Annotated in this window: 17 protein-coding genes; 1 reads left to right on the top strand and 16 read right to left on the bottom strand. The window is 73.6% G+C overall.

Annotated elements, in window-relative coordinates; translation table 11 throughout:
- The first annotated feature begins 1 nt into the window (after position 1).
- Complete coding sequence (locus NYE39_RS03970) at positions 2-466, top strand: NUDIX domain-containing protein (protein WP_072624783.1); 465 nt, start codon at positions 2-4, stop codon at positions 464-466.
- Here NYE39_RS03970 and NYE39_RS03975 read toward each other — a convergent pair.
- The 16 genes from NYE39_RS03975 to NYE39_RS04050 all read right to left on the bottom strand — a co-directional run bounded on the left by NYE39_RS03975 (position 463) and on the right by NYE39_RS04050 (position 17,096).
- Entirely contained in the window at positions 463-1,101 is a 639-nt protein-coding gene (locus NYE39_RS03975) for an HAD family hydrolase (protein WP_072624784.1), read from the bottom strand. The genes NYE39_RS03970 and NYE39_RS03975 overlap by 4 nt on opposite strands.
- 4 nt (positions 1,102-1,105) lie before the next feature.
- Entirely contained in the window at positions 1,106-2,932 is a 1,827-nt protein-coding gene (gene aspS / locus NYE39_RS03980; protein ID WP_072624785.1) for an aspartate--tRNA ligase, read from the bottom strand.
- A 92-nt stretch (positions 2,933-3,024) separates the two neighbouring features.
- Positions 3,025-3,678, bottom strand: coding sequence for an NUDIX domain-containing protein (locus NYE39_RS03985; RefSeq protein ID WP_072624786.1), 654 nt, complete (start codon positions 3,676-3,678; stop codon positions 3,025-3,027).
- Complete coding sequence (locus NYE39_RS03990) at positions 3,678-5,423, bottom strand: CTP synthase (protein WP_341011901.1); 1,746 nt, start codon at positions 5,421-5,423, stop codon at positions 3,678-3,680. Before NYE39_RS03990 ends, NYE39_RS03985 begins: the two co-directional genes overlap by 1 nt.
- Before the next feature lie 11 nt (positions 5,424-5,434).
- The gene (locus NYE39_RS03995) at positions 5,435-6,493 is read right to left on the bottom strand and encodes a glycosyltransferase family 4 protein (RefSeq protein WP_072624788.1); all 1,059 of its coding nucleotides are present in this window, start codon (positions 6,491-6,493) and stop codon (positions 5,435-5,437) included.
- Positions 6,490-8,067 carry a lipid II flippase MurJ gene (locus tag NYE39_RS04000; protein WP_072624789.1) on the bottom strand — a complete coding sequence of 526 codons (1,578 nt, stop codon included), beginning with the start codon at positions 8,065-8,067 and terminating at the stop codon, positions 6,490-6,492. The genes NYE39_RS03995 and NYE39_RS04000 overlap by 4 nt, the downstream gene beginning before the upstream one ends.
- A gap of 5 nt (positions 8,068-8,072) precedes the next feature.
- Complete coding sequence (locus NYE39_RS04005) at positions 8,073-8,888, bottom strand: hypothetical protein (RefSeq protein WP_341011902.1); 816 nt, start codon at positions 8,886-8,888, stop codon at positions 8,073-8,075.
- Positions 8,885-9,868 carry a copper transporter gene (locus NYE39_RS04010; protein WP_341011903.1) on the bottom strand — a complete coding sequence of 328 codons (984 nt, stop codon included), beginning with the start codon at positions 9,866-9,868 and terminating at the stop codon, positions 8,885-8,887. The genes NYE39_RS04005 and NYE39_RS04010 overlap by 4 nt, the downstream gene beginning before the upstream one ends.
- Positions 9,865-11,046: a putative cytokinetic ring protein SteA gene (gene steA / locus NYE39_RS04015; protein ID WP_341011904.1), complete on the bottom strand. Its 1,182-nt coding sequence runs from the start codon at positions 11,044-11,046 to the stop codon at positions 9,865-9,867. Before steA ends, NYE39_RS04010 begins: the two co-directional genes overlap by 4 nt.
- 31 nt (positions 11,047-11,077) lie before the next feature.
- Positions 11,078-12,811 (bottom strand): DNA repair protein RecN, encoded by a 1,734-nt coding sequence (recN, locus tag NYE39_RS04020; protein ID WP_341011905.1) that lies wholly within the window; start codon positions 12,809-12,811, stop codon positions 11,078-11,080.
- A gap of 1 nt (position 12,812) precedes the next feature.
- Positions 12,813-13,721 (bottom strand): NAD kinase, encoded by a 909-nt coding sequence (locus tag NYE39_RS04025; RefSeq protein WP_341011906.1) that lies wholly within the window; start codon positions 13,719-13,721, stop codon positions 12,813-12,815.
- Entirely contained in the window at positions 13,718-14,524 is an 807-nt protein-coding gene (locus tag NYE39_RS04030) for a TlyA family RNA methyltransferase (RefSeq protein ID WP_341011907.1), read from the bottom strand. Before NYE39_RS04030 ends, NYE39_RS04025 begins: the two co-directional genes overlap by 4 nt.
- 3 nt (positions 14,525-14,527) lie before the next feature.
- Entirely contained in the window at positions 14,528-14,761 is a 234-nt protein-coding gene (locus NYE39_RS04035; protein WP_192910375.1) for a hypothetical protein, read from the bottom strand.
- Positions 14,754-15,311 carry a hypothetical protein gene (locus NYE39_RS04040; RefSeq protein ID WP_192910376.1) on the bottom strand — a complete coding sequence of 186 codons (558 nt, stop codon included), beginning with the start codon at positions 15,309-15,311 and terminating at the stop codon, positions 14,754-14,756. The genes NYE39_RS04035 and NYE39_RS04040 overlap by 8 nt, the downstream gene beginning before the upstream one ends.
- A gap of 28 nt (positions 15,312-15,339) precedes the next feature.
- On the bottom strand, positions 15,340-16,338 hold the full coding sequence (locus NYE39_RS04045) for an HAD-IIA family hydrolase (RefSeq protein ID WP_072624797.1): 999 nt from the start codon (positions 16,336-16,338) through the stop codon (positions 15,340-15,342).
- Complete coding sequence (locus NYE39_RS04050) at positions 16,335-17,096, bottom strand: tetratricopeptide repeat protein (protein ID WP_072624798.1); 762 nt, start codon at positions 17,094-17,096, stop codon at positions 16,335-16,337. Before NYE39_RS04050 ends, NYE39_RS04045 begins: the two co-directional genes overlap by 4 nt.
- Between the last annotated feature and the right edge of the window lie 238 nt (positions 17,097-17,334).

The raw sequence follows: 17,334 nt of genomic DNA on the forward strand, positions 1-17,334 counted from the left end.
CGTGCCGCGCACGAGTGCCGGGCTGCTCCCCTTCGTCCGGGAGGAGGGTGCGACCCGCGTCTGGCTCGGGCACATGGGCGGTCCGCTGTGGGCCCGTCGGCCTCGCGGCTGGACCATCGTCAAGGGCGAGGTGGAGCCCGGCGAGGACGTGCTCGCGGCGGCCGAGCGCGAGTTCGCCGAGGAGACCGGCGCTCCCGCCCCCGCCGGGCCGCGCCTGGCCTTGGGCCAGGTGCGCCAGTCCGGAGGCAAGGTCGTCCACGCGTGGGCGATCGAGGTGACGAAGGGGGCTGACGTCACCCTGGTCGAGAGCAGCACCTTCGACCTGGAGTGGCCCCCGAGGTCCGGTCTGCGCCAGTCCTTCCCGGAGCTCGACCGTGGCGAGTGGCACGACATCGGCGCCGCGCGAGAGCTCGTCGTCGCAGCACAGACGGCCTTCCTCGACCGTCTCCCGGCCGCATCGCCTTAAGGTCGTGCGCCCAGATCAGCCAGCTGCGGCACGAGCGGGGTGAGGTCCTCGACCAGGCCGACCGCACCGGACGCCGGGTCATGGAGCACCGCCCGGATCCCCACCGAACGCGCCGACTCGACGTTGGCCGGCACGTCGTCGACGAAACCGACCTGCTCCCCCGGCAGGCCGAGGTCGTCGAGGACCCGCTCGAAGAAGACCCGGTCCGGCTTCATCGCGCCGATCTCGCTGGAGTAGTAGGAGCCGTCGACGAGGTCGTCGTAGCCACGGACCTCGCGCATGTGCTGCACGCGGTGGTCCTGCTGGTTGGTCGCGAGCATGCAGGGTACGCCGAGGTCGCGCACGGCCGTGAGCACGCCGATCGCCTCGGGATCGAGGTCGAACTGCTCCCAGATCGACAGCAGGTCCTCGACCGTGATCGGCACGTGGTCGGACTGCTCCTGCTCCAGCCGGAGCAGCTCCTCGAGCACCTCACGCAGCGGCCGCTCGCCCCGCAGGGCCGGCAGCTCGGCCTCGAAGACCCTCCGGGCGAAGCCCGGCCGGACTGCACCATCGAGCCGAGACCGCCAGTCGAAGCGCCCGTGCTGCAGGACGCCGTCGCAGTCCCACAGGAGCACCTCGACCGGCTGGCTCATCGGATCAGGCGCCCGCCCGGTCGCCCGCGGCCTGGGCCGCCTCGGCGTCCTCGTCACGCTTGGGCGTGGCGTCGATGCCGGCCTCCTTGCGCTGCTCCGGGGTGATCGGCGCCGGCGCGTCGGTGAGCGGGTCGTAGCCGCCGCCGGACTTGGGGAAGGCGATGACGTCACGGATCGAGTCGGCACCGAGCAGGAGCATGCAGATGCGGTCCCAGCCGAAGGCGATGCCGCCGTGCGGCGGGGCGCCGTACTTGAAGGCCTCGAGGAGGAAGCCGAACTTCTCCTGCGCGGACTCCTCGTCCAGGCCCATGACCTTGAAGACGCGCTCCTGCACGTCCTTGCGGTGGATACGGATCGACCCGCCGCCGATCTCGTTGCCGTTGCAGACCATGTCGTAGGCGTAGGCGAGGGCCGGGCCCGGGTCGGTGTCGAAGGAGTCGAGGAACTCCTCCTTGGGGCTGGTGAAGGCGTGGTGGACCGCGGTCCACGCACCCGCACCGACCGCCACGTCACCGGCGGCGACGGCATCGCCGGCCGGCTCGAAGAGCGGGGCGTCGACGACCCAGAGGAAGGACCACGCGGTCTCGTCGATGAGCTCGCACCGCTGGGCGATCTCCTGACGGGCCGCACCGAGGAGCGCCCGCGCGGCCTTGGCCTTGTCGGCGGCGAAGAAGATGCAGTCGCCGGGGGCCGCACCGACGTGGGCGGCCAGGCCGGCCTTCTCCTCGTCGGAGATGTTCTTGGCGACCGGGCCACCGAGCTCGCCGTCCTCGCCGACGGTGACATAGGCCAGGCCCTTGGCGCCGCGCTGCTTGGCCCACTCCTGCCAGGCGTCGAACTGGCGCCGCGGCTGGCTGGCGCCACCCGGCATGACGACCGCGCCGACGTAGTCGTTCTTGAAGACGCGGAAGGGGGTGTCGGCGAAGTACTCGGTACAGTCGACGAGCTCGACCCCGAAGCGCAGGTCCGGCTTGTCGGAGCCATAGCGCTCCATGGCCTCGGCATAGGTCATGCGCGGGAAGGGCGTCGGCAGGTCGACCCCGATGGTCGCCCACACGGCCTTGGCGATGGCCTCGCCGAGCTCGATGACGTCGTCCTGCTCGACGAAGGACATCTCGATGTCGAGCTGGGTGAACTCGGGCTGCCGGTCGGCGCGGAAGTCCTCGTCGCGGTAGCAGCGGGCGATCTGGTAGTAGCGCTCCATGCCGGCGACCATGAGCAGCTGCTTGAACAGCTGCGGGCTCTGCGGCAGGGCGTACCACGCGCCCGGCGCCAGGCGCGCGGGCACGAGGAAGTCGCGGGCACCCTCGGGCGTGGAGCGGGTGAGCGTCGGGGTCTCGATCTCGACGAAGTCGCGCTCGGCGAGCACCGTGCGGGCCGCGGCGTTGACCTTGCTGCGCAGGCGCAGGCCGGCGCCGGCGCTCGTGGCGCCCGGGCGGCGCAGGTCGAGGTAGCGGTGCTTGAGGCGGGCCTCCTCGCCGACGCTCACGCGCTCGTCGATCTGGAAGGGCAGCGGCGCGGCCTCGGAGAGCACCTCGATGGAGCTGGCGACGACGTCGATCTCGCCGGTCGCGACGTTGGGGTTGACGTCCTTGGGATCGCGCGGGGTGACCTCGCCGAGGACCTTGATGACGTACTCGTTGCGCAGGTCGTGCGCCGCACCGGTGAGGACCTCGTCACGGGCGACGACCTGGGCGACGCCGGACGCGTCGCGCAGGTCGAGGAAGGCCACGCCCCCGTGATCACGACGACGACCCACCCAGCCGGTGAGCGTGACGGTCTGGCCGGAGTGCTCGGCACGCAGGGTGCCGGCGTCGTGGGTGCGGAGCACGGGGTGTTCTTCCTTGTCCTTCGGGTCGCCCGGCGGGTCGCGCGGGCCGGTCCATCCTACGGAGCCCGGCGGGTGCCGGGCCAACGGGTTGATCAGCCGGTCGGGCCGTCCCTGCGGCCGGGGTGCTCGGGCCACGGGCTGTCGGCAGGACGAAGGGAGGTCCAGCCGCCCTCTCGGGACGCCCGGGCCGTCATCGTCGCGATGACGAGGGTGGAGTTGTGCAGGTCCCCGGCGAGGACCGCCGCAGCGACCTCGTCGAGGGGCACGCGCCGCTGGAGCAGGTGCGCCTCCTCCCCTTCGCGCTGGTGCCGCTCGCCCTCGGGCACGGGACGCAGCCCCCGCGCGAGGTAGACGCGGATCGCCTCGTCCATGCCACCGGGCGAGGTGAAGTAGTCCACGAGGACCGCCCACTCGTCGGCCGTGACGTCAGCCTCCTCGGCCAGCTCGCGCTGCGCGCCGACGAGCGGGTCCTCACCCGCGATGTCGAGCAGGCCGGCGGGGATCTCCCACTCGTTGGCCGAGACGGGGTGACGGTACTGCCGGATGAGCAGCACGCGGTCCTGCTCGTCGAGGGCCAGGACGGCGACGGCACCCGGGTGGTCGACGACCTCGCGCACCAGGGTCTCGCCCTCGAGCTCGAAGGTGTCACGACGCACATCCCAGACCGCGCCCTCGAAGACCACCTCGCTGGAGGTCACCGAGCGGGTGAGCAGCTCGTCGCGCAGCGGCACCGTCTCGTCGGTCATCAGGCCTCGACGTCCACGCTCGCCGGCTCGGTCGCCGGCTCGGCCGCCGGCTCGGCCGACTCCTCCGGCGGGTCGACCTCGACGAGGCGCGAGTCGCGCTGCGCCTGGACCGCGGCACCGATGAGCCCGGCGAAGAGCGGGTGGGCCTTGTCCGGGCGCGACTTGAACTCGGGGTGCGCCTGGGTCGAGACGTAGTAGGGGTGCACCTCGCGCGGGAGCTCGACGAACTCGACGAGCCCGAGCTGCGGGTGGGTGCCGCTCACGACGAGGCCGGCCTGCTCGAGCTGGTCGCGGTAGGTGTTGTTGACCTCGTAGCGGTGGCGGTGCCGCTCGGTGACCTGGGTGGAGCCGTAGGCGGTCGCGGCGACCGAGCCCTCACGCAGGTCGGCCGGGTAGGAGCCCAGGCGCATCGTCCCGCCGAGGTCACCGGCACCGTCGACGAAGGACTTCTGCTCCTCCATCGTGGCGATGACCGGCGCGCTCGACGCCGGGTCGAACTCCGTGGAGCTGGCGCCCTCGATGCCGGCGACGTTGCGCGCGTACTCGATGACCATGCACTGCAGGCCCAGGCAGATGCCGAGCGTGGGGACCTGCTGCTCGCGCGCCCAGCGCAGCGCACCGAGCTTGCCCTCGATGCCCCGCACGCCGAAGCCGCCCGGCACGAGCACCGCGTCGACCCCGCCGAGCGCCTTGCTCGCCCCGGCCGGCGTCTCGCAGTCGTCGGAGGGCACCCAGCGGATGCGCACCTTGGCGTCGTTGTGGAAGCCACCCGCGCGCAGGGCCTCGGTGACCGAGAGGTAGGCGTCGGGCAGGTCGATGTACTTGCCGACGAGCGCGACCTCGATCTCGTGGCGCGGCTGGTGGACCCGGCGCAGCAGGGTGTCCCAGCTCCCCCAGTCGACGTCGGTGAAGTTGAGGCCGAGACGGCGGATGACGAAGGTGTCGAGGTGCTCGCGGTGCAGCACCTTGGGGATGTCGTAGATGCTCGGGGCGTCGACGCACGCGGCCACGCCGTCCTTGTCGACGTCGCACGACATCGAGATCTTGCGCTTGATGTCGGCGGGGATCTCGCGGTCGGCGCGCAGCACGAGCGCGTCGGGCTGGATGCCGACCTGGCGCAGCGCGGCGACGGAGTGCTGGGTCGGCTTGGTCTTCATCTCGCCGCTCGGCGCGATGTAGGGCACGAGCGAGACGTGCAGGAAGAAGCAGTTGTCGCGACCGAGCTCGTGACGCACCTGTCGGGCGGCCTCGAGGAAGGGCAGCGACTCGATGTCGCCGACGGTGCCACCGATCTCGGTGATGATCACGTCGGGCGCGGCGGCGTCGTCGACGCCGGGGCTGCCGGCGGCGGGTGCACGCATCCGCGAGGTGATCTCGTTGGTGATGTGCGGGATGACCTGGACGGTGTCGCCGAGGTACTCGCCCTTGCGCTCCCGCGCGATGACCCGGCTGTAGACCTGCCCGGTCGTGACATTGGCGGAGCCGTCGTGGTTGGTGTCGAGGAAACGCTCGTAGTGCCCGATGTCGAGGTCGGTCTCGGCGCCGTCCTCGGTGACGAAGACCTCACCGTGCTGGAAGGGGTTCATCGTCCCCGGGTCGACGTTGAGGTAGGGATCCAGCTTCTGCATCGTGACCTTGAGGCCACGCGCCCGAAGCAGGTGCCCGAGGCTCGAGGCCGTCAGTCCCTTGCCGAGTGAGGAGACGACTCCTCCGGTCACGAAGATGTGTTTCGTCAGTGCCACCACGGGGTTCCAATCTACGTCACGCGGGCGAGTGCTCGGTAACGCTGCACCCAGCGAGTTGCGCTGTCGTCGAGTCCGTCCCAGCCCCGCGCCCGCTCCCGGGCGGCCAGCGCGGCGTGCGCGGCCCGGTCCGGGTGGTCGAGGACCGCCGCCACGGCACCGGCGAGCGGACCGGCCGACGCCTCCTGGGGCCCGTCGACGAGCAGGCCGACACCGTCGAGCAGGTCGGGCAGGCCACCGACGCGTCGGGCGACGACGGGGGTCCCGGCGGCCATGGCCTCCTGCACGACGAGCGCGCGGGCCTCCCACTCGCTCGGCACGACGAGCACGTCGGCCGTCAGCAGCCACGGGGTGACGTCGGCGGTCTCGCCGAGCAGGTGCAGGGGTCCGTCCGCTGCCAGGTCCTGCTGCCCCGGCCCGACGAGCCCCCACTGCCCGGGGGCACCGGCGGCGGCCTCGGCGAGGACGTCGATGCCCTTCTGCGGGGCGACCCTCGCGATCGTCAGGACGAAGGGGGTCTCCCCCGCCAGGTCGTGCCGCGCCAGCAGCGCGTCGCGGTGCGCCGCCCGCCACCCGGCCCGGTCGGTGGCCAGGAGCGTCGGGACGCGCGGGGAGGGCACCTCGGCGAGCTCGGCCCGGCGGGCGCCGAGCGCCCGGGCGTCGGCGACGAGGTCGCTGCTCGCTCCGGTGACGAGCGCGGCCCGACGCACGACCCCGCGCGCGGCCGCCTCGCCCACGACCCTCCGCGGCGAAGACCCGGACCCTCGGATGGGGTTGTGCAGGCTGACGACGACCGGCACGCCTGCGCCGAAGGGAGCGAGCGTCGCCATGGCCGTCGTGGCGACGAGCCCGGCCCGGAACCCGTGGGCGTGGACGACATCGGCTCCCCGACCGAACGCCCGCACCTCGCCGACGGTGAGCATCGCGTCTCCCGGCAGGTCGAAGCGCCCCCGCGTCGCCGGGTCGGTCGCGACGTGCACGTCGTGGCCGGCCGCGGACAGCGACCCAGCGAGGTCGGCCACGTGCGTGCCGATCCCTCCGGCGGCCGAGGCGAGGCACAGCAGGATCCTCATCGGGTGACCCGCCGCCCGGGCAGACGTGAGCGCAGCGTCGGGTCGAGCCCGAGCCCCCCGAGCAGCACCCCGCCGGCGACGACGAGCGCCACGACAGCACCCGAGAGCGTGGCCGTCACGACGTCGTCCGGCCAGCGCTCGCCCAGGCCCAGGTGCACGGCCAGGCCGAGGCCGAGCGCGGCGGCGGCGAGGAGCAGGACCCGAGGCAGGCCGGCGAGCGCGCCGCTCCCCCAGTCGCGCCGGACCTGCACGAGCAGCCCCACACCGGCGACGGTCATCCCGAGTGACGAGGCGAGCCCGAGGCCCACGAGGGTGCGTCGGGCGCCACCCGTCCCGGCGAGCAGCAGCAGCGGCAGGAGCGCGGCGACGAGCCACCCCGCGGCCATGATCGTGCCGGCGACGAGCGCACGGCCTCGGGCGTAGAGCGCCCGCAGCGCCACGGCGGCGATGCTGAAGCCGACGAGTCCGGGGGCCATCGCGACGAGGGCCTCCGGCATCGCGGCGAGCGCGGCCGCGCCCTCGGCGCTGCGGTCGATCGCGGTGAAGACCAGCCCCACCGCGCCGGCCGCGGCGACCAGCCCGGCGGCGGCCGACGCGGCGAGGACGACGACGGCACGCAGCGACGCGGCGAGCGTCTCGGCGACGGAGGTCTGGCTCCCTTCGTCCGCAGCGGCCGCGAGGACCGGGAAGACCGCCGTGGCGACCGGCACCGCGAGGACCGCATAGGGCAGCAGGTAGAGAGCCTGGACGTAGTTCTGCACGACGAGGGTGCCGTCGCCCCCGGCCCGGTTGGCCACGGTGAGCGTGGCGAGCACGGTGGCCTGCTGGGCCAGCAGCGCGACGACCCCGGCGGCAGCGAGGGTCCGGGCCCGCGCCGCCGTCTCGGGCGCGAGGCGCCAGCGTGGCCGCAGCCGGATCCCCGCCCGCTCGGCCACGACGAGGAGCGGCAGCGACAGCGCGACGACTCCGAGGGTCGTGCCACCACCGAGGAGGAGCAGCTCACCCGAGGTCACGCCGGCCGGCGTCGTGCCGGCGGGCACGACGAGGGCCCACAGCACGTAGGTGACGATGACGACGAGGCTCGAGAGCAGCGGGGCGATCGCCGCCGCGAGGAAGCGCCGGTGCGCCTGCAGCACTCCGGAGACGACGATGCCCAGTCCGTAGAGCACCACTTGCGGGCTGAAGACGACGAGCAGCCGGGTACCGAGCGGCACGGCCCCGTCGACCTCGAGGTCACCCAGGAGCATCCGGCTGACGAAGGGGGCGACCCCCGCCACGAGCAGGGCGAGCGGCAGCAGCACCACGAGGGTGCGGGTGAGGAGGGCAGAGGCGACGTCGTCGGCGCTCTCGGCGCCGCCGGCACCGACGCGGGCCGCGACGAGCGGGACGACCACAGCGGCCAGGACGCCCCCGGCGGCGATCTCGTAGACGATGTTGGGCACCGTGTTGACGCTCTGGTAGACGGTGCCGACACCGGTCGCGCCCACCGCCCAGGCGAAGACGAGCCAGCGCACGAAGCCGACGACCCTCGCCACGGCCGTGACCACCGCGACGGTGCCGGCGTCCCGGGCCACCCGGCTCACCGTGGTCGGCCCCAGGCGTCGAGCTCGCGCAGCACGGGGGTCGACTCGATGACCCGGGTGAAGCTCACCCGCTCCGACAGCAGCGTCAGGCCGGTGACCACCCCGGCGACGGCGAGACGTCCCCGGGGGCCGAGACCACGGACGAAGGCCAGCCCGACGAGCGCACCGAGCGCGTTGGCCCCGCAGTCGCCGAGCATCGTCTCGCCCGCGAGGTCCTCGGGCAGGGCGCCGAGGCCGACCCCGACGAGGGTCACCCCCAGCGGTCGCGCTGATCGGGGCACGCTGAGCAGAGCCCCCGCCGTGGTGGTCACCTTGAGCGCCCGCCCGGGGCGCAGGTCGAGCAGGTTGACGAGGTTGGCGGTGCCGGCGACGACGACGGCGTCGACGGCGGTCCCGGCGACGCTCTGCCCCACCCCCTGTCGGGTGCTGCCTCGTGTCTCGAGGTGCGCAGCGAGGACCGCAGTGGCGCCCAGGCCGAGGATCTTGAGGGCGCCCGTCGTCACGCGACCACGCCGCAGTGCACCGAGGTGCCCGCGTAGCCCCTTGGTCGTGCCGTCGCCGACGAGGTCGTCGAGCCCGCCGAGCAGGCCGGGTGCCAGCACGACGAGGGCCGTGCCGGCATCGCGGGCCCCCGTCGTGGCCGTGGCCGCTGCCGCGAGCACGACGACGGGTCCCTCGAGGAGGGTCACCGGCGCACCGGCGTGGTTGCGTCGGGCCCACGGGGCGCGTGCGGCCTCGGGCAGTCGGCGGCCGAGACCGGTGAGCGCTCGGGTCAGGCCGATCCCGGCGAGGCCGGTGACGACGGCGCTCATGCGCCCTCGGGCACCGGGGCGTCCGCTCCGGCTCCGATGCCGTAGTGGCCGGAGCCGCCGTCGAGCTGCTCGTCGAGAGCCAGGACGATCGCCGCCCGGCCCATGGGCAGGTCAGGGTCGTCGACCGTCGACACCCCCTCGGCGAGTGAGCCCTGCGTGCGCGCCATGGTCACGGGCGAGGCATCGGCGGACCCCTCCTCGGCCTCGGGCGCGGCGAGCACGGTCCCGTCGGCGTGGGTCTGCACGAGGTGGGTCAGGGCCACCCAGGTGGCGGCAATCGCCTCGGCGGCGCGGTCGACGGACCCCGAGGTGTCGTCAGCCGACTCGGCCGCGACCGGTCCTCCGACGACCACGACGAGGTCGGCGGCAGCCGGGGCCTGTGCGGGACCCTCGACGAGCCCGGCATCGCGCAACCGCGTCCAGGCGGCGTCCCGTGCCGAGCGCTCGACCCGCTCCGTCGACCCCGCCCGCTCCCGACCGGTGACGACGACCGCGAGGGTCTGGTCGACGGTCTGCGCCCCGTCGGGGACCTCGGCATCCACGCCGAGGTCGCGCAGGGCGCCGTCGCCGGTGCGATCCCGCTCGTCCGCGGACGCGTCGCCCGCGGCAGCCCAGTCGGCGTCGACCTCCACGGTGTCGGCGACGCTCGCCCCCGACTCCTCGAGGGCGTCGCGCGCCTCCTGCACGTCGTCGTCGGCCGCCTCGGGCAGCACGACGACCGTGGCGGTGCGCTCGACGAGCCGGTCTCCGACGACCCCGGGCAGGGTCTGCTCGTCGTAGGCGTCGCGCGCCTCGAGGCCGCGACGATCCTCGTTGGCCTGGCGGCGCAGCTCCTCCTTCTCCTGACGCAGCTTGGTGACCTCGCCCGACAGGGTGCTGCCGATGTTGTCGTTGAGCGGCCCGGCCCCGAGCACGATCCCGATCGACAGGGCGATGAGCACGGCCGCGAGGGAGACGAGGTGGTACCTGAAGTCGATCACGTGAGGAGTCCTTCGACGAGGGCCCACAGGTCGTCCCAACGGGCCCCGAGCAGTTGCAGTGCAGCCTGACCGGTGGGTGTCGCCCAGAGGGCGACGAAGAGCGAGAAGAGGCAGACCAGGGCCAGCCCGAGCAGCCACCACGAGGAGATGCGCGTGCGGTAGAGCCGGCTGACTCCCTTCGCGTCGATGAGCTTGCTGCCCACCCGCAGCCGGGTGAGGAAGGTGCTCGACATGCCCGCCCGGCCCTTGTCGAGGAACTCGACGAGCGTCGCGTGCGTCCCCACCGCGACGATGAGCTGGGCTCCCTTGTCGTCCGCGAGGAGCATGGCGATGTCCTCGCTCGTGCCCGTCGCCGGGAAGACCACGGGCGTCACGCCCAGCGCCTCGACCCGGGCCACGCCGGGTGCCTCACCGGTGCGGTAGGCGTGCACGACGACCTCCGCCCCGCAGCCGAGCACCGTGTCCGAGACGGAGTCCATGTCACCGACGATGAGGTCGGGGCGGTGGCCCGCCTCGACGAGCGCGTCGGCGCCCCCGTCGACCCCGATGAGGACCGGCTTGTACTCGCGGATGTAGTGACGAAGGGCGGCGAGGTCCTCCTTGTAGTGGTACCCACGCACGACGATGAGCGCGTGGCGGCCCCGCAGGTCCGTCGCGATCTCGGGGACGCCGACCCCGTCGAAGAGCAGGTCGCGCTCGCGGTTGAGGTACTCCATGGTGTTGGCGGCGAAGGCCTCGAGCTGGGTGCCGAGCCCGGCGCGCGCGGAGTCCATGGCGGCCGCGATCTGGTCGCTGTCCCACCGGCTGCCGGTGATGCTCTCGCGGGCCAGGTGGATGGTGTTCCCGTCGACGCTGGCCGTCGCGCCGTCCTTGAGGCGGTCGAGCAGCTCCTCGTCGTCGACGTCGAGGAGCGGGATGCCCGCGTCGACGATGATCTGCGGGCCGACGTTGGGGTAGCGACCGCTGATCGAGCGCGCGGCGTTGACCACGGCGATCGGCTGGCACGCGACGAGGGCCTCCCCGCTCACCCGGTCGATGTCGGAGTGGTCGATGACGGCGATCTCGCCGGGACGCAGTCGCTTGGTCAGGCTCTTGGTCCGCCGGTCGATCCGCAGACGCCCGCGGACACCGGGCAGCGCCTGGTGGCGGGCGGAATCGCGCGTGCGTCGAAGGGCCATCCGGTGCATCGTCCCACGAAGCCGTCGCGGCTCAGCGGCGACACTGCTCGAGCAGCTCGTGGGCGTGCCGCAGGCCCACGCTCGAGTCGTCGCCACCCATCATCCGGGAGAGCTCCCCGAGTCGCTCGTCGCCCTCGACGGGGCGCACCCCGCTCGCGGTCACCTGGTCGCCGTGGGCCTTGTGCACGACGAGGTGACGGTCGGCGTGGGCCGCCACCTGCGCCAGGTGCGTCACGACGATGACCTGACTGGTGCGGGCCAGCGCCGCGAGCCGGGCCCCGACGTCGAGGGCCGCGCGGCCACCGACACCGGCATCCACCTCGTCGAAGACGAAGGTGGGGACCTGGCTGCCGGTCGACCCGGCGGTCGCGACCTCGATGGCCAGCATGATCCGGCTCAGCTCACCCCCGGACGCGGCCTTGGCGACCGAACGGGGCGGGGCGCCACGGTTGGCGGCGACCCGGACCTCGACGACATCGGCCCCATCGGGTCCGACCCGCCGGGTGGTCCCGTCAGCCGAAGTCACCTCGAGCGCCGACTCTTCGCCGCGGGGCTCGACGGCCACCTCGACCCGGGCCTTGTCCATGCCCAGGTGGGCGAGCTCGTCCTCGACGGCGCGGGAGAGCCCGGCCGCGGCAGCGGTCCGGGCCTCGGTGAGTCGGGTGGCCGCCTCGGCGAGCTGTTGCTCCGCCTCGGCGACCTGCGCGGTGAGCGCCTCGATCCGCTCGTCGGCCCCGAGCAGGCCCTGCAGTCGCTCCCGGGAGGCATCGCGGTGACGCAGCACGGCGGCGATGTCGTCGCCGTAGCGCCGGGTGAGCTCGTGCAGGGCGGCCCGCCGCTCCTCGACGGCCCCGAGGCGTGCCGGGTCGGCCTCGATGTCGGCGGCGTAGCCGGACAGCTCGGTCGCCAGCTCGGCGGCGAGCACGCCGACCTCGGCCAGGCGACGGTGCAGGTCGGACAGCTGCGGGTCGTGGTCGGCGAGCCGCTCCAGCTCGCCGGCTGCCCGGGCCACCCGACCGACGACGTCGTCGCCGTCGAAGCTGTCGGGGTCGGACAGCAGCCGGTGGGCGGTGTCGGCCCCGGTGCGCAGCTCCTCGGCGTGGCCGAGGCGCTCGGCCTCGCGGGCGAGCTCGACGTCCTCGCCGGGCTGCGGCTCGACGCCGTCGATCTGCTCGAGCTGGTGGGTGAGCAGCTCGACCTCCTGCAGGCGGGTGCGCTCCCCGTCGACCAGGCGGTCCAGCTCCCCCTTCGCCTCGTGCCAGGTGCGGTGCGCCTGCGCGACCTGCGCCGCCGGATCGGCGACCTCGTCGCCCCCGAAGGCATCGAGAAGGGCACGGTGCTGCGAGGGACGCTTCAGGCGCCACTGGTCGGCCTGCCCGTGGATGGCGACGAGCCCCTCGCCGAGGTCGGCGAGGGTGCCGACCGGTGCCCGGCGACCGCCCACGTGGGCGCGGCTGCGGCCGGCGGCGGAGACCGTGCGCGACAGGAGCAGCTCGGGCTCGTCGGCGACGCCACCGACGTCCTCGGCGACCGCTCGGGCCGGGTGGTCGTCGGCCAGATCGAGCTCGGCCTCGACGACCGCCTCGTCGCTCCCGGTGCGCACGAGGGCCGCATCGGCGCGGCCCCCGAGCACCAGCCCCAGGCCGGTGACGACCATGGTCTTGCCCGCTCCGGTCTCGCCGGTGACGACGGTCAGGCCGGGATCGAGGGTGAGCGTGGCGTCCTCGATCACCCCGAGGTCGCGGATCCGCAGCTCGCGCAGCATGTCAGGCCCCCGAGCGGTTGCGGCCGCGCCAGCCGTGGACGGACAGGTCGAACTTCGCGACGAGCCGGTCGGTGAAGGGCGAGCTGCTGAGGCGGGCCAGTCGCACCGGCTCCGCGGAGCGGCTGACCTCGATGCGCGCCCCCGGCGGCAGGTCGACCGCCCGCCGACCGTCGCACCACAGCACGCCGTGGCCCTCGGTGCCGGGGACGAGGTCGACGGCCAGCGCCGACGTGGGTGCGACGACGAGGGGGCGGGCAAAGAGGGCGTGGGCGCTGATCGGCACGACGAGCATCGCCTCGACCCCCGGCCAGACGACGGGCCCGCCCGCGGAGAAGGCATAGGCCGTCGAGCCGGTCGGGGTGGCCATGACGACGCCGTCGCACCCCCACGTGGAGAGGGGTCGGCCGTCGATCTCGACGGTGAGCACGAGCATCCGCTCGCGGGAGGCCTTTTCGACGGTGACCTCGTTGAGGGCCCAGCTGCGGGCGATCTCCTGCCCGTCGAGGGTCGCGACGACGTCGAGGGCCATCCGCTCCTCGACCTCGTACTTGCGCTCGACGATGTGCTCGACGGTCGCGTCGACGTCCTCGCGCTCGGCCTCGGCGAGGAAGCCGACGTGCCCGAGGTTGACGCCCAGCAGCGGGACTCCGCTGCCGCGGGCCGCCTCGGCACCGCGCAGGATCGTCCCGTCACCACCGAGCACCACGACGAGCTCGACACCGTCGACGGGCCGGTCTCCGTCGTGGACCACGACGCCGGGGTGCTGGCCGAGCAGGCTCTCGCCGAGCTCGCCCGCGGGCAGGCGCACCTCGATGTCGGCCTGGGCGAGCTTGTCGGCAACGCCCATCGCGACCTCGAGGGCCTCGGGCCGGCTCGGGTGCGCCATGAGCAGCACACGCCGCTGGGTCATGGGGCCTCCTCCTGGACCAGCTCGTGGGCGATGTCGGTCTGAGCCTGCCACGTCAGGCCGACACCCGTGCGCCGGGTCAGGTGGACGAGGTACTCGTGGTTGCCCTCTCCCCCACGCACCGGGCTGCGGGCGATGCCCAGGACCGCGAGCCGCACCTCGGCGGCCCGCTCGAGCACCCCGGTGATGGCTGCACGTCGGGCGGCGGGGTCGGTGACCACGCCCTTGCGCCCGAGCCGGTCCCGGCCCACCTCGAACTGCGGCTTGATCAGGAGCACCGCGTCACCGTCGTCGGTGAGCAGGTCCGCGATCTCGGCGAGCACGAGACGAAGGGAGATGAAGCTCAGGTCCCCGACGGCCAGGGGTACCGGGCCACCGATGTCGTGCGGGTCGAGGCCCCGGATCGTCGTGCCGCTGCGGTCGGTCACGCGCGGGTCGGCGGCCAGCTCCGGTGCGAGCTGGTCGTGCCCGACGTCGAGGGCGATGACGTGGTCGGCACCCCGCTCGAGGAGGACCTGGGTGAACCCGCCGGTGCAGGCGCCGATGTCGAGTGCCCGACGGCCAGCGACCTCGATCTCGAAGGCGTCGAGAGCCCCGAGCAGCTTGCCGGCCGCTCGACCGACCCACCGATCGGCGTCACCGGCAACCTCGACGGGGGTGTCCGGCGTGACCTGCTGCGAGGACTTGGTGGCCACCTGCCCGGCCACGCGCACCTGGCCCGACTCGACGAGCTCGCGCGCCCGGGTTCGGCTGCGCGCCAGACCGCGCTCGACGAGGGCGAGGTCCAGTCGGGTCGTCTCGGGCACCCGTCAGGTCCCGAGGTCGGACAGGCGCGAGGTCAGGGTGCCGTGCACCGACTCCCCCGCAGTCAGCACCGCGTCGAGGTCGTCGGGGTCGACGACGGCGAGGTCACGCAACGCCGCGTCGACGACGAGGTCGCCCGTCTCCGGGGTGCCCTCGGGCATCGGCTCGGGGGCTCTGGGGGCGAGGTCGCCCGGAGTGGGCCGCGGGGCCTCCGGCACGGGTGTGGCCTCCTCAGGCATCGGGGAGCACGGGCTGGGTCGAGGCCGGGGAGGCGGTCTTGGCGGTCGTCGCCTTCTTCGCAGTCGCCTTCTTCGCAGACGCCTTCTTCGCAGACGCCTTCTTCGCAGACGCCTTCTTCGCAGACGCCTTCTTCGCAGTGGCCCTCTTCGCCGGCACAGACTTCTTGGCTGGCGCCTTCCTCGCAGTGGCCTTCGCCGGCGCCGCAGACGTCTTGGTGGCCGCATTCTTCGCCGCCGTCGACGTCGAGCGCCGGGCAGGCGCCTTGCGCGCCGGACGCTTCGTGGCCGGCGTGGATTCCGTCGGTCCGGTCACCGGAGCAGTCGAAACCTCGTCGGCCACGGCGCGCTCGCGCAGCGCCGTGCTCAGCGCGTCGAGATCGCCCTGCTCCTCCTGGGGCCAGGTCGGCGTGCTGTCGGTGCGCTCACGCACGGGCGGCACCGCGCTCGAGACGAGCATGGTGTCGACCAGACGCACGACGTCGAGCACCCGGTCGAGAGTCGCCTCGGTCGTCTTCAGGCCCAGATGGATCAGTCCACGTACGGGGTCCACGTCACTCCTCGGGTCGGGGCGTCCCACGCTACCGGCTGAAGACGAGCCGGCTCGCGTCTGCCGGCGTGATGAACCCCGCGTCGACGGCCGACCACAGTGCGTCCAGGCTCGCCCGGTCTGCGTCGATGCCACCGCCCTCGACCTCGAGGCGCCCGTCGACCACCCGAGCGCGGGACCGGTCACGCACGGCCCAGCCATCGTGCTGCTCGGCCGGTGGGTACGGGGCCGCGAGACCTCGCAGGTCCTCGAGGACGTGGGTCGGGCGCCGCTGGACGGGTGCCGCGGCCGCGTCCCCCATCCCGTGCACGCCGGTGAGGACGAGTGCACCGTCCATCCCGGTGGCCACCGCGCCCTCGATATCGGTCTCCAGCCGGTCCCCGACCGCCAGCACCCGGTCGATCGCGACGCCAAGTCGTCGGGCGGCCAGCTGGTACATCGGCGGGTGCGGCTTCCCGATGACCTCCGGGTCGACATCGACGCAGTTGCGCACCGCTGCGACGAGCGACCCGTTGCCCGGCAAGGGCCCACGGTCCGTCGGCAGGGTCAGGTCGGTGTTCGTCGCCACCCACCGGGCTCCCCCGCGGATGGCGCAGGCGGCCTCCCCGAGGTCCGACGCCGACACGTGCGGTCCGTACCCCTGGAGCACGGCCACCGGCGCCCCCTTCGTCCCGGGTGCCACCGGCAGCAGACCGACAGCGCGAAGGGAGGCCCCGACCCCGGCACCACCCACCGCCAGCACCTCGCTCCCCGGCGGATACCGATCGGCGAGGACCCGCGCTGCTGCCAGCGAGCTGGTGAGCACGTCCCCCTCGGTGAGCGGGACACCCAGAGCCGCCAAGTGGTCGGCCACCTGCGCCGGGGTGCGCGAGGCGTTGTTGGTGGCGAAGACCACCGGCACCTCGAGAGCACCGAGCGCCTCGACCGCATGCGGCACAGCCGATGCTCCGGCCACGACGACGCCGTCGATGTCGCAGATGATCGCGTCGTAGGCCGCGGCCAGCTGGCCACCCGCCGCCGGCGGGGTCACGGCGTCGACGTCGGGTCGTCGCCTTCGCCCTCGGGCACCGCCTGGCCGTCGCTGTCGGGCACCTCCTGGAGGTGCACCCCGTCGAGCTCCTCGACGCGCTCGATCGCGTCCGTCTCGCCGTCCTGGTCGGCCACAGCCGCCTTGGCAAACCACGACCGCGCGTCGGCCTCACGACCGACCTCGAGCAGGGCGTCGGCGTAGGCGTACCAGACGCGGGCAGCCCACGGCTTGTTCTTGACCTTGTCGACCTGGCCCTGCAGGGCGAGGACAGCGGCATGCGGCTGACCCATGTCGCGACGGATGCCGGAGCCCACGATGAGCAGCTCGACCTGCTCCTCCTGGCCCAGCTGACGCGCCTCCGGCGAGCCCAGCAGCTCGAGCGCCCGCGCCGGACGACCGAGGCCACGCTCGCAGTCGACCATGAGCGGCAGCAGGTGCGAGGAGCCACTCAGTCGCCGGACCGTGCGGAACTCGGTGAGTGCCCGAGCGAAGTCGCCCATGCGGTAGGCGACGAAGCCGAGCGCCTCCCGAGCGGCCGGCACCCGACCTGCCCGTCGCACCGCCGTCTCCGCGTGCGCCAAGGCACCGTCGAGGTCCTCGGCCTCCAGCAGTGCGGCGACCATGACGAGGTGCTGGGCCACGCCGTCCGCATTTTCCTTGCTCAGGGTGCGCAACTGCTGGCGCACGCTGCGGTCCAGCTCGGCCCCGGTGACGTCCGGCGCGATCGCCGGCTCCGGCTTGCGGCCCTCCTTGGGCACCAGCCGCGACCCACCGCGGTTGTCGGCGTCAGCCTCGCGCGGTGCCCCGCGACGATCGGAACGACCACCTCGCTCCGGGCGTGCCTGACGGTCACCGCGCTCGGGTCGCCCGGAAGATCCACGCCGCTCCGGCCGGCCACCGCGGCCTCCTCCGGAACCACCGCGGGGACCCTGGCCCCCGCGCCCAGCGGACCCGTCACGACCACGATCCGGCCTGCTCGACCTCTCGTCCACGACA

This window comes from Janibacter sp. FSL W8-0316, assembly GCF_038004165.1.
Taxonomy (GTDB): Bacteria; Actinomycetota; Actinomycetes; order Actinomycetales; family Dermatophilaceae; genus Janibacter; species Janibacter indicus.